12 protein-coding genes are annotated in these 12,989 nt (G+C 34.7%); 6 read left to right on the forward strand and 6 right to left on the reverse strand.

Features of this window, described 5'->3' with window-relative positions; genetic code table 11:
* Positions 1 to 105 precede the first annotated feature (105 nt).
* The 6 genes from AB0A59_RS13605 to AB0A59_RS13630 form a co-directional block, all read right to left on the reverse strand.
* Positions 106 to 333 (reverse strand): hypothetical protein, encoded by a 228-nt coding sequence (locus AB0A59_RS13605; protein WP_458744619.1) that lies wholly within the window; start codon positions 331 to 333, stop codon positions 106 to 108.
* 6 nt (positions 334 to 339) lie between these two features.
* Positions 340 to 597, reverse strand: coding sequence for a hypothetical protein (locus AB0A59_RS13610; RefSeq protein ID WP_458744621.1), 258 nt, complete (start codon positions 595 to 597; stop codon positions 340 to 342).
* Positions 598 to 789: 192 nt separating this feature from the next.
* On the reverse strand, positions 790 to 1,242 hold the full coding sequence (locus AB0A59_RS13615) for a hypothetical protein (RefSeq protein WP_458744623.1): 453 nt from the start codon (positions 1,240 to 1,242) through the stop codon (positions 790 to 792).
* 400 nt (positions 1,243 to 1,642) lie between these two features.
* The gene (locus AB0A59_RS13620; RefSeq protein WP_458744625.1) at positions 1,643 to 3,220 is read right to left on the reverse strand and encodes an LVIVD repeat-containing protein; all 1,578 of its coding nucleotides are present in this window, start codon (positions 3,218 to 3,220) and stop codon (positions 1,643 to 1,645) included.
* Positions 3,221 to 3,714: 494 nt separating this feature from the next.
* The gene (locus AB0A59_RS13625; RefSeq protein ID WP_458747617.1) at positions 3,715 to 4,035 is read right to left on the reverse strand and encodes a YnfA family protein; all 321 of its coding nucleotides are present in this window, start codon (positions 4,033 to 4,035) and stop codon (positions 3,715 to 3,717) included.
* A gap of 16 nt (positions 4,036 to 4,051) precedes the next feature.
* A complete protein-coding gene (locus tag AB0A59_RS13630) occupies positions 4,052 to 4,429 on the reverse strand; it encodes a YnfA family protein (RefSeq protein ID WP_458744626.1) in 378 nt (125 codons plus the stop codon).
* Between the two features lie 519 nt (positions 4,430 to 4,948).
* Between AB0A59_RS13630 and AB0A59_RS13635 the strand changes: the two genes are divergently transcribed.
* From AB0A59_RS13635 to AB0A59_RS13660, 6 genes are all read left to right on the forward strand, one after another.
* Complete coding sequence (locus AB0A59_RS13635) at positions 4,949 to 5,314, forward strand: hypothetical protein (protein WP_458744628.1); 366 nt, start codon at positions 4,949 to 4,951, stop codon at positions 5,312 to 5,314.
* Between the two features lie 136 nt (positions 5,315 to 5,450).
* Positions 5,451 to 8,507: an ATP-binding protein gene (locus tag AB0A59_RS13640; RefSeq protein ID WP_458744630.1), complete on the forward strand. Its 3,057-nt coding sequence runs from the start codon at positions 5,451 to 5,453 to the stop codon at positions 8,505 to 8,507.
* A 9-nt stretch (positions 8,508 to 8,516) separates the two neighbouring features.
* A complete protein-coding gene (locus AB0A59_RS13645) occupies positions 8,517 to 8,891 on the forward strand; it encodes a response regulator (protein WP_458744632.1) in 375 nt (124 codons plus the stop codon).
* 528 nt (positions 8,892 to 9,419) lie between these two features.
* Entirely contained in the window at positions 9,420 to 10,511 is a 1,092-nt protein-coding gene (locus tag AB0A59_RS13650) for an NAD(P)-dependent alcohol dehydrogenase (protein ID WP_458744634.1), read from the forward strand.
* A 681-nt stretch (positions 10,512 to 11,192) separates the two neighbouring features.
* On the forward strand, positions 11,193 to 11,396 hold the full coding sequence (locus AB0A59_RS13655) for a hypothetical protein (protein WP_458744636.1): 204 nt from the start codon (positions 11,193 to 11,195) through the stop codon (positions 11,394 to 11,396).
* Positions 11,397 to 11,684: 288 nt separating this feature from the next.
* Positions 11,685 to 12,668, forward strand: a complete 984-nt coding sequence (locus AB0A59_RS13660; protein WP_458744638.1) for a hypothetical protein — start codon at positions 11,685 to 11,687, stop codon at positions 12,666 to 12,668.
* The last annotated feature ends 321 nt before the right edge of the window (positions 12,669 to 12,989 follow it).

Genomic DNA, 12,989 nt, shown 5'->3' on the forward strand with positions numbered 1-12,989 from the left:
TCGTTCCCTACTACTATTATTTAGATCTGGTGACAGGATTATTCAAAATTTATAGTTTACTGCAAGATGATGTATCATCAGCTGTGCAGATTAATAAGACACTAATTAATTATTTGTAAAGAATACTCCATCATCAAGATTGATAAATGGTTCTTCAGGGTTATCTCCTCTTTGGTTTGTGAATTGTTGGCAACTTTCTGCCGTATTAAATCCAGCGTCTTGGGGCGAGAATGGAGCAAACACAACACAGACAGAGTATGGAGCACCATCCTTAAAGAGCCCTGACGGAGTCTCTATTGGATCTAGCACATAAGTATCAACATTATCATTCACACTAATTTACATATTTTGAAAAGACGAATCTGACGTTGGAATAATGCAGAATGCTTGAGGATCATTAACTGAATCAAGTGTAACAGTCCCTTCATATACACAATAACTGAAAGTCCCTTCTAAATTTTCACTCCATTGAATGCTAGGCGTAATCTCAAGACCTTCGCCAGACTGTGAATTAACAAGAGTAATAGAAGCAATAGCATTCATAAATAATATAGATGCTAAAGACAGAACACATACCAGTAAGGAAATATTTTTCATCAATATGATGTAATAAACAAAATATTTAAGAAACTAAGCAGACTAGTAAATAACACTTCTTTATCATGGTATAAGTTAGTTTGGGCGCCTGGGGATTAAGTTCCAGGTGGTAGTAGGGTTCTACAAGATAAGTAATTAATCTTAAATTAAACTGAAACTATAAATTCAAAAAAAGATAAGGTGATTTTGGACTCAACTCTGTGCTAATGCGTTGTTTCCTGTGTTTTCTTGATTTTGGACGTTGATGTTGTTACCAGAACCTATTGTGTCTCCACCAGAGACAACTTGGCTGTTTTGGCTAGAGGATTGAGATTGGCTAATGCTTTGTTCTGCAGAGTTGCCACCATTGTCGTCATCATCGTCTTGTGCTAATGCGTTGTTTCCACTGTTCTTTTGATTTTGGAAGCTTACATTATTACATGATAGGAAAGTTGTTCCACCAGAAGCACACAAGGCATTCTGTACTGAGGCTTGTGATTGAGATATCGATTGCTCAGCATGATTGCCTTTTTTCTTTTTAGTTGCAAAGGCATCATCCATCGCTACAATGGGACTTGCGAAAAGAGCTAATGCGACCACTATTGCGATTGATGCTACTAGGAGTTTTTTGTTTTTGTTATTCTGAATGTTTTTTGTTTTATTCATATACTGGATACTATAGAAAAAATATATGGGGATTGCTAACTGATTGCAATACTCTAATATTCTAGCACTTTTAGAATTAGACTATGAAATCCCAAGTTAGTAGGGTTCTATAACATTTAATCGCATAATGAATTCCTTGCTCTGAATTTGCATTTTAGTTCTTAACATTTGATAGGTTATGTATAACGTTTAGTAACAGTCTGGGCGCGTGGGGCTTCATACCGATATCTGTATTTTAAATAGAATTCTAGGATTTGTTGCCTGAGGGCTAAATATAAAGATTGGTTGAAGGAATCTAGCTTCTTGTAATTGCTCAAATATGATCTTTCTCTTTAAAAAAATGAGTGTTCATGTACTGTTCTAAAAAACATTATTTTGAAGAAAAATAGAGTTTTTAATTCTATCTATATTTGCCCGTTATAAAGCCTCCATGGGGCATCTTGAAGTCATGGGTTGTTGAGTTAAAGACCTTGTCAACCTTATAGGTAGTTGCATTTATTTTTACCAATTGTCCTGAGTGCCAATCTTCCACATAGACTATTTTTCCATCCGGTGTGGAATATATTGTGTGTCCCAACTCGAAGGTTTCTGGAAGATCTGGTCCTGAGCTGTTTGGTCCGGGGCTTAAGCGTTTTATCACTTGTGGATCAAGTATGTTGGTAATATTCCATATTGATACATAGCCTTGATTATTAATTTTCATGTCCATGCTGTCCTCTTCGGCAACATACAACTTGGTTCCAACTATTGCGATGTCAGAGGCCGGCTTGAAAATTCCATTTTTCTCGGTGCCGTTTGTAAATGGGATGATCATGGTCGCCGCTGTGCCGGTATTTGAAACAATATCACCATCTCCTATATTATTGACTTTCTCCGTATCGATAAGCCAGACGCTTGGACCAATGATTTTGACATTGTCAGAAGTAGCAGAGGTCGGTCCAAGTTGTTGTGTAGATGTTATTGCATGTGTGTTATTTATCCAGGTCACATGATGAGGGAATGCTGCATAATGTGTATTATTTCCCAATCTTATCTCCACGGGGTTGGTAAGCTCGCCTGTTGCGTTGTCTACATCAAATAGATGTAAATGGTTGCCTTCAAAGAAGTAATGTGGAGATAAAGCTTTGTTTCCAGAGGGGTTAAAGAACACGCCGTGAAGCCACCTGGTATCATTGCCAAATTGAATTGGGTCTGTTGGCGCTAAAGTACCATTGTTTACATCAAGTACTCTGATCGTATTATTTGTCCATTCGGTAAAGTATGCAAATTTTTCATTAGGGTGTAGAGTAGGACCATGTATTTGGACATTGTTTGGGAACCACAATGCCTTGATGACTGGTTGTGTGAGATTTGTCGTATGATTTGTGATATCCGGAATTACGGGTTTGGTATCAGGATCTCTTATCTTAATCACATTTGTAATTGAAACATCGGAATGGTTATTTTTCCAATCGATATCACCAATTTTTAAGGCCAGAATAGTGGCTGGAGCGGTACTCGAGCTCATGGTACTTAGAAAGGCTGTATCTCCCCTCGGGGTTATCAGAGTATGAAGTGGCATACTATCAATTGGATATTGATCAAACTGGCACAGATCTACAGTGATAATCTTGTCCATTGTAGGATGTATCAAATACAGAACAGGCCTTTGCATGTCAGTGTTTATGCTAAAGATTTTACTAGTATTATTGTGTGAATCTGATTCTAAAGAGGTCGAATTCTGACCTTCAATTGCAAATTGGGTTTTTGATTGGTTACCTTCTACATTAGTTGAAGAACATGTTGATGATCTATCTAGTGAAATATGATGTCCCCCACCAGTGATACTATCAGAAGGGTCGGGCTTGCTAGCAAATATACCAGTATTGCCATCTTGTGCAAAAGTGAAGTGGATGTTATCATTAAATCCGTTGATCAGGATCAGTAGCAGTAAGGTCGTTAGTACAGTCATTGAAAAGAAAATATAATGAGTTTTCATACAAGTTTATTCAATATTGATTATTATATAAATATTGTTATAAATTGCATTTTCATTCCATTAGCGTGACAGGAATATTTAAGGTCTCCATTGGTACTTTTAATTCCAAATATCAAGAACATTAATTACATTGACAAGTTTCTGTCGCATGAATAAGAAACTATAAATGGTCATTAGTTGGATACATTTTGTCGATTCTATCCTATTCATGCCAGGAGTATACTTCATCTTTATAATTTATCTAATTTTGAAGATTTGAGATTTGTTAAAATTAGTCTGAGCGTGTGGGAATATGATTCAAGATTGAATAGAATCTAGCATTTACTTGTATTAAGCGTCTGTTGCACTTTCACAGACATCTCTGTTATTGCCTTCTACAGGCATGTATCCTTCAAGAAATCCTTGGTTTAACTATCATTGTTGGTTTTAAAACCATGATGTATATAGAACTGTAATTCTATTTAGAAATAAATTAATTTTATAATATTTAGTGACTATCTAGGAGTATAAAAAATTATTAATGCTCCTAAAAGAACTATAAAGCCACCGATTATTTCAAATCTATCTGGTCTCTTCTTGTCCACAACTAATCCCCAAACGATTGCCATTACTACAAAAATTCCTCCATATGCTGCATATACTCTACCAAAATTCGATGGCTGAAGAGTTGGAATTATTCCATATACAAATAGTATGATACCTCCAGCAAGCCCAAGGGTTATTTTCTTTCTCTCTCTTAGCCATTGCCATACTAGATAACCCCCTCCTATTTCAGCAATTGCAGCAACTAAGAACAATCCAAAGGTTGAAATGATAAATACTAAATTATAATTATCCGGAAGTATTGATTCCAATTTTTTCACCCTCTTTACGGGGATAGTAAAAAATGATAATGACTCCTATACCAGCGACAATAGTTCCAACTATATCATAAATATCCGGAATTACTTCTTCGAAGAGATAACCCCAGCATAAAGCCATTATAATAAAAATTCCTCCATATGCTGCATAGGTTCTATGGAAATGAGTTTTTTGAAAAGTTGGAACTACTCCATACATAAATAATACAAATCCACCCAATACTCCAAACATCCAACTATAACTTTCTCTCAACCATAACCAAACTAGATAACCTCCTCCTATCTCACATAATCCTGCAATAAAAAAGAAAAATAATGAATATAAAATGTCCTTTATCCTAATATGCAATTATCAATGGATAATGATTTAACTCGGTTATTTAACTATTAGACTAATTTTTCATCTACTGCTGGAATTAATTGAATATAACTGGGTGGACAAGGTCAAGGTTCAACAGAATCTAGGATCAGTTTGAAATGAGTCTAAAAAAGTTTAGAATTCAGATGAACGATATTATCATACCTAACAAAGTAACATTTAGTTTGGGCATTGGGGATTAAGTTCCTTGCGATAGTGGGGTTCTAATACTTAACAGGTAAGAGTAGAAACAAATTATTGTGCTATAGACTGATAAAAAACTATTTTTCAATTCTTTATCTTTTCTAAATTATTTATACCCGTATTCTTTGATATTAATTTATTAAAATTATATGATTCAATTTCTTTGGGTATCCTTATCGTTTGAAATCTTTATAATTATATTTCAAACTTTGGGTCTAGTTTATCATCCACATTATACACAAAAGATTTGATCAGGGATTTAAATAGATGAACAAATTATATTATAAAAATAATTGATATGTATATATGCCTCATATTATAATCGAAGGTAGGAAAATTAACTTTGAATCCATATATGTAAATTTTGATAAAATGGTAGAAAGAAAAGATAATTATATCATAAAATTTGGTGATGTATTTTTAAATCAATCAAAAGATTTAATCATGATAAAAACAACGGTTATTGAAAACAATATCAATCAAAAATATTATATTCAATTGATGAAAAAAGAAAATCAACTAACATTGAGGTTAGATCCTATAACCGATCCATCAGATAAAAATAGTAGCGTAAAAAAATCTATAGCAAATGTTGCTAGAATTATTATTTCAAATCATAAAGACCCATTAGCAATCACCAAAACAAATCTACAAGATTTTCTAATAAAATAGAAAATGTTTAATTAGAGCATAATATTTGGACAAATCGTTATGTTTATTAGCATTTTTTTCATGAATTCAGTTTTGACCCAATAATTAGCAATAAAAATAATAAAGGCCTAATATGACCTTCTTCTAAGCACGACTATTGGACCTTGGGGCGATTAATCCTATAAGTAAACTACTTGAAAGTACCAAGCTCCCGATTGCTATGGGAATATCGATAATAATAATAGTAATCATTGCTCTGTTAATGACCCGCCAATTATTGGATTATAACCACATAACCGGAAATATTATGATGATCATGACTATTGTCATTTGCTACGGAATCGGATCTTTCATTCTCCTAAGCTATGCTCATAGGGTAAGTAGAGAACTGAGGAGTAGATCACGCCTAAGCAACCTAATGCACTGGACTGTAATTATTGTGCAGTTCGGAATTTTGATAACTCTGATATTCATGTTATTTTTTGGTAATCCTAGCTATATATTATCAAGATCGATATTTGCGGCAAGTTCGTTACTGGCTACAGTTATTATGATTGTAATCGCTTTTAAATTTTTTTCATGGTACAGAGCCAGCAAGTCTAAGAGTCCCATAGTCTTATTCTATGCCCTTGCCGCATTGACCCTAGCTTGTTCTATTTTTGAAGACGCAAGTACAAAATTACTAATGGTCCAGATCATCTACGAAGACCCCAGACTAGATAACCAAGTTATTGGATCATCATTTCAATACGAAGGATCAGAGAAATATGATGGACAAGTTGTATTTGTCGATTCGAAATCAGATGAAACGGCTCTCTTTGTAATCCCACAATCATACCTAGAATTGTATAACTATCTTAACTCTATAATTCTCCCAGTGGGATTTATTTTCAGATGGATAGCCTCTTCAATGCTATTGCGGAATGTTTATAAGAAAATTGGCACTTTACCAATATCTCTTTGGATCATAATATCTCTACCACTTGTACTTTATTTGATTGGTAAGATGCCGGGTTTCTTTTCAGGTGAAAGTCTTGCTGGGATTGACGAAGCATATCGATACTATTTTCGAATATTATTCAGAGTAGGTACGATAGCTGGAAACATCTTGTTTGGTCTAGCATTCTTCATCGTTGCGAAGAAATTGAAATCGTCGAAAGTTAGAGATTATCTTATCTTAGCTGGTCTTGGTGATACGATAGTTGGAATTGCTCTTTCTACCTCAGCAATAGAACCAAGTTTCGGTGTTGCCGCACATTCATTGGTCCTTCTTTCTACATATCTGTTTACACTTGGCCTTTATTCCTCAGCTATTACAATTTCACAGGAAATTAAATTAAGACAATCAATAAGAGACTCTGCCATTGAAGAGTCAAAACTACTAGTTAGTATAGGGTCTGCACAAATGATACAAGAAATAGAAAAAAAAGTCTTTTCAGTAGTCGAAAAGGAAAAAGCAGAATTGGCCAGAAGTACGGGATTGCAACCGTCATTCACAGAACTAGAAACAAGGGAGTATCTAAATACAGTACTTAAAGAGATAAAAATAATTCAAAATATTGAAGATATTATTTCAAAAAGCAAAAATATCCTATCGGACTCTAGAGAATTTATTCTGTGCACTAGACCTTCTGGATTGAGATTAGCGTATAATAATTATTTTGAAATCTATCAGCAGATTTGTGGAAATGGAAAAATGCGCTCACACAAGGGAATCAAGATTATAACATCTATTACAGACAATAACGATATCGAGATAGTAAACAAGTTCTTAGAATTAGGAATTAGTATCAAGCATGTAAAAAATCTTCCGCCTATCAACTTTGCAGCTTCAGATAAGGAAATGATAGCAACGATACAAAAAACAGAAGGCGGGCAAATCCTTCAAAATCTTCTTACAACCAATGAGCCAGCATATATCGAGCATTTTAATTCAATCTTTATTGAATTATGGGAAAATGGAATTGACATCAAAAATAGGATTCACGATATTGAGACTGGAGTAGATAATGGAGGGATAGAAATAATTCAGAATCCTAAAACGTTCGAGAATTTATTCTACAGCCTCATCACATCAGCAAAGGAAGATATTGTCGGAATCTTTTCAACACCAAATGCATTTAGACGTCAAAAATTTGCTGGGACGCTTGATTTGATAAGAGAAAGACTAGAAACTACCTCCTTAAATGTAAGAATTCTGGTCCCAGAGGATAAATTGATTTATCAGACTATAAACGAACTCGAAGATCAAGGGATTTCAGACAGAATCAAGATTAGACTAATGGAGCCTAGTATGCAAACCAAAGTATCAATAGTCGTGATTGACAGGAAATATTCACTTGCAGTAGAACTAAAAGACGATTCTAAGAATACCATAACTGAGGCCATAGGATTAGTAACGTATTCTGATAGCAAATCAACGGTATTATCCTATTATTCGATTTTTGAAAGCTTATGGAGACAAACAGAGTTGTACAAACAATTGCAATTAAACGAGAGAATGCATAAGGAATTTATCAATACAGCTGCGCATGAATTGAGGACACCAATTCAACCGATCCTTGGGGCAGTAGATATTCTAAGAAATAGCACTCCAAGTTCTAAGGAAAAGGAGCTTGTTGAAATTGTTAGTCGTAACGCTAGAAGGTTGAAAAAACTTGCGGAAGACATACTTGATGTAACCAAAATGGAAGGATACCATTTAAACCTAAATAAGGAAAAATTTAGAATTAGAGATATAATACTAGAGAATATTCACAATTGTGAAACAAATTTCGAAAAAAGTAAGTTTAAAATTAGATACAATGGAGTGGACGACTTACAAATTTTTGCACACAAGGGCGGTATTAGTCGAGTTATCTCCAATTTGATAAACAATTCAATAAAGTTTTTGCCCCGTGAGGGAGGATTCATCTTGATTACTACTAAACTAACGAAGAACCAAATTGATGAAAAGGCCCGTCAGATGATACAAGTGAGTATAACAGACAACGGGAGTGGAATAGATAGCGAAATGCTTCCTAAGCTATTTACAAAGTTTGCAACTAAATCATTTCAGGGTATTGGCCTTGGATTGTTTATTTCAAAGAGCATTATTGAGGCACATGGCGGTAGGATTTGGGCCGAGAATAACCAGGTGGGACAAGGCGCTACATTTTCATTTGTTTTACCCTTTGACAATTTTGAGCAGAGTAACAACAAATATACACAATAGGGTGGAATTATGACTAGAAGGAAAATACTAATAGTTGATGACGAATATGACATCACCTTTGTATTTAAGATAATTCTTGAAGAAAAAGGTTTTGTTGCAGATGTTTACAACGATCCGATCATTGCGCTATCAGTGTATAAACCATACTATTATGATTTAGTAATGATTGATCTAAGGTTACCTGGAATGACTGGTTTTGAGTTATACAATCAACTCAGGAAGATTGATAATACAACCAAAGTATGCTTTTTGACTTCTAGTGAGCAGTTTCACCAGCAATATCGTAGCAATGAATTTCAAGATTTTGACCCAGACCTTTTCATTCAAAAGCCAGTCGAGAATGCAGTATTGATAGATAAGATTACCAAAATTATCGAAATGTAATCTACTGATACGATTATCTACTCAAATTCTTTGGTTAGGTCGCAATTTTAGCTTTAATGCAGGTATAGAATTGGATTTCAAGATGAGATATTTTACAAATCTTTATTATCATCCACCCACAATCGCAAGTACTGATCAAAAATTATCGCTTCTTTGTATTTTAGTTCTAATATTTGATAAATTATGTATAATGTTTAGTAACAGTCTGGGCGCGTGGGGATTAACACCTATATCGGTTCTTTAAAAGAGATTCTAAAAACCAATTGCAGCCAGGCATACTTAAACCTATTTCACATCTAATTAAAATAATCATTTCAAACGATCTTTGCAATAATATTTTTTATTAGTCTCTAAAATATGATCAGTACAAAGTGCAATACCGCATACCTCACATGCTGTTTTACTCCTTTCATACAATCAGGGGTACCTCTTCTTACATCAAGTTCATTGGACTCTATGGGGATATAAATAAGCCTATTTGTGTTTTGCCGGTTGATTCATTTATACCTAGAATACATTCATAGTCATATGTCAACCACTCAATTTAGTTCACAGTCACATGGTCAGTATGATTCAATGGCCTATTCGGCTGATGGCCCCAATTCACCGCTTATTCAGACCACTATTCCTAGGCGCGAACCTGGCGATAATGATATACAAATAGAGATCCTCTTCTGCGGTATTTGTCACTCTGATCTACATCAAGTACGTAATGAGTGGAGTGCAATGCCCACTGTCTATCCTTGTGTTCCAGGTCATGAGATTGTTGGTCGTGTCACAAAAGTAGGATCAGCAGTTACGAGGTTCAAACCAGGTGATCTTGCCGCAGTCGGCTGCTTGGTCGACTCTGATGGTAATTGTCCCCAATGCTTGTCAGGTCTTGAGCAGTTCTGTCCAAACATGACCTTAACCTATAATTCTCCTGATCCGCATCTTGGAGGCGTCACATATGGAGGCTATTCTGATAGTATTGTTGTCAAAGAACACTTTGTTCTTAGCGTTCCTTCCAACTTGAATCTTGCCGGAGTTGCTCCTCTCTTATGTGCAGGAATTACTACATATTCTCCTATGCGTCATTGGGGAGTAACCAAAGGAAAGAAGGTCGGTGTCGTAGGTCTCGGAGGTTTAGGTCATATGGCTGTAAAATTTGCTCATGCGTTGGGAGCTTATGTAGTAGTATTTACCACCTCCCCAAACAAAAAAGAAGATGCACTTAATCTGGGCGCAGACGAAGTAGTGGTTTCACGAAATGGTGATGAGATGAATAAGCATATAGCTAGTTTTGATTTCATAATCGACACCGTCTCTGCCGAACACGACATTAACGCATACCTACAATTACTCCGACCCGATGGCAATCTCACACTAGTCGGCGCACCCGACAAGCCTTATGCAGTTTCGGCAATGGGGCTTTTGTTTAACCGTCGCAGTCTCTCTGGCTCACTTATTGGCGGTATTGCAGAAACACAAGAGATGCTGGAATTTTGCAGCAATCATAACGTAACAGCTGAAGTTGAAATCATTCCAATCCAGAAGGTCAACGAAGCTTATGAAAGAATGATGCACTCTGATGTCAAATATCGCTTCTCCATTGATATGGCATCTCTCAAAGCCAAGTAACATGTGACCATTTATTTCAAATTTACCTGCCCAATTTAATGAACAATGTAATATTACGTCCAATCGTTCTATGTGGATATGAAATAGGAAGTATACTTACATTAGTCTATATGCATGGAGATACTGTTTAAGGTTGAACATACATTAGATTTAATTTGAACATGGGCATCAGGAATAGGTCCAATTCTGGGTCAAATATAGTTACTATACATTATAACAATTAGTTTGGGCGCGTGGGGATACGGTTCAAGGTTGAATCCAGTCTCAACATATTACTCGGAGAGGTCTCAAGTTTACAATTTATTATGCAATCATATGCAAAATTTATTAACTAAATTTGATAATACAAATTCTATACAATCCTTAACTTTGATCTCTTAAACTCTAGATCATGCATTATGATTCTAGAATTATACACGTTAAAATGGTAATAGCTTTAGTAAATATTTAGAGTAGGTATAACAATCACTTTATTCTTTTGCAAAATAATGTGTCAGTAAAACAACCTATGCCCACCAAGAACCTAGGCTGGATAATCTATTCAGTATTGAATTAAAGACGTTGAAACCACCGCTGATTTAATCCCTCATTTATTTAACATGTTATATAACCCTCATATAACAAGAATATAGCACCATTTTAGGTAATAAATATATCAAATAAAATACCCTTTGAACCAGTATGAATAAAATATACTTATTTGCAATCGCTACTATTCTTGCAACAGCGTCTCTGATGGTTACTGGAACATTTACATCTACCGCATTTTCTCAAATACCAACTACTTCAGGTACCGACCCTACCGAAAATACTGGACCAGGAGTGTTACCAAACGGTACTGTTGTTAACACAACGACAAGTAACGCAACAACTGGCGTATACTGAGAATTCAACAATACCAATGTAGTTTAAGAAACTACAACCAACCAAGAATTATTCAATCCCCTCTTTATTCTTGACATTTCTTCTTTACCTAGTAATATTCTAATACATTTTAAATCAATGGACACGTGGGGATACGATTCAATGTGGAATAGAATCTAAATACAATGACAATTGTTAGGATTAGGATAAATCCATTAGTTTGATCCATCAATTGAAAAAATATTTACGATAGACAGATAAGCCTCATCAAGGCAACTTTTTAATAAAAAGGGAATTTAATACAATACAGTGGATGAAATAACACTCAAGCAATTAAAAGAGTCCAATTATTATCATCCAGTAATTACTGACGTTATTAATGATTATAAAATAGTGCTTGAAATAACCATGGACGGAATAAATTCTTGTGAAATAGGCTTTAACACAGTATGGGACGCTGAAATGTGTAAATGGGCGTCTAAATATTTTGTAGAAGGTTTAGGTCTCGTAAAACAAAGGGTGCAAGAAAAAGGTATAAGATGCAGGTTAATAACTCAAGTAAATATAGAAAATCTTGGTTTTCTTAATCCATTGACTTTCTTAGAAATTAGACATTTAGAGGGCTTGCGAGGTAATTTCGGGATTTACGATGAAAGAGGGTATATGGCATTTATTTTACATAAAGAGAATGACGAATCCTTACAAACATACTTTAGCAATTCAAAATCTCTGGCAGAAGAACAGTTGCAATTATTTGAAGAATTGTGGAGAATGGCCATACCTCTCTCAGTGAGAAGAAAAGAGATAGAATATGAAGATAAATTTGATGATAAAAGAACGATAATAAACTACGAAAATATTCAAAGTGAAGTAGAAGTCTTAACCCTCACTTGTAAAAGAGACTTGACAATATTTTCTTCTAACAATATTCTATGTTTTCTTTTGAATAAATATAATTTTCATACCTTGTTACCTTCGATTCTACAAAGAGGTATCTCAATTAAGATTCTTACCGTAAACGTAGATAAATATTTGATAAAACAAATTGCATCGATAAATGACTCATTACCATCGATCAAACCGATTCAAATAGGATTTACAAATAAGATTGGAGACCTAAATGAAATGATTATGATATTCGATGACAAACATTTGCTTCGTCTCAACTGCAACCAGGATAATTTACTGGTTGCAACTTTTTCAAATGAAGAACATAATGTTTTAGTCCAAGGATTAATGTTTGAGAAATATTGGAATGAAGTAAAGAGTCTTGAATTAATGAATAGTAATTAAATCCGTAATCTATTCCGATTGAATGTCTTTCACTAACATGATTGACTGTATTATGTAGGATACAGAGGTTATTTAGTTGCAACTTTAATACAAATCAAGTGGATATAGACATTGAGAGATCCACATATAGCACAAGGTGAATACGTTTGTGGAGACATGTTTAAGCCAGAATAGACTCGAATTAATTTGATGAGTGCTGGACCGAAAGTTATGATTGCGAGAATAATAACATCATTACCATACATAGTATCATTGAGTTTGGGCGCGTGGGGATTAAATTCCTAGCGGTAGTAGGATTCTAATACATTTTAGTTACAAGAA

The sequence above is a fragment of the Candidatus Nitrosocosmicus sp. T genome (genome assembly GCF_054408485.1).

Coding starts and splice junctions, on each gene's coding strand:
- AB0A59_RS13610 (WP_458744621.1), bottom strand. CDS start 597: ATGAAAAATATTTCCTTACTGGTATGTGTTCTGTCTTTAGCATCTATA.
- AB0A59_RS13615 (WP_458744623.1), bottom strand. CDS start 1,242: ATGAATAAAACAAAAAACATTCAGAATAACAAAAACAAAAAACTCCTA.
- AB0A59_RS13620 (WP_458744625.1), bottom strand. CDS start 3,220: ATGAAAACTCATTATATTTTCTTTTCAATGACTGTACTAACGACCTTA.
- AB0A59_RS13635 (WP_458744628.1), top strand. CDS start 4,949: ATGCCTCATATTATAATCGAAGGTAGGAAAATTAACTTTGAATCCATA.
- AB0A59_RS13645 (WP_458744632.1), top strand. CDS start 8,517: ATGACTAGAAGGAAAATACTAATAGTTGATGACGAATATGACATCACC.
- AB0A59_RS13650 (WP_458744634.1), top strand. CDS start 9,420: ATGTCAACCACTCAATTTAGTTCACAGTCACATGGTCAGTATGATTCA.
- AB0A59_RS13655 (WP_458744636.1), top strand. CDS start 11,193: ATGAATAAAATATACTTATTTGCAATCGCTACTATTCTTGCAACAGCG.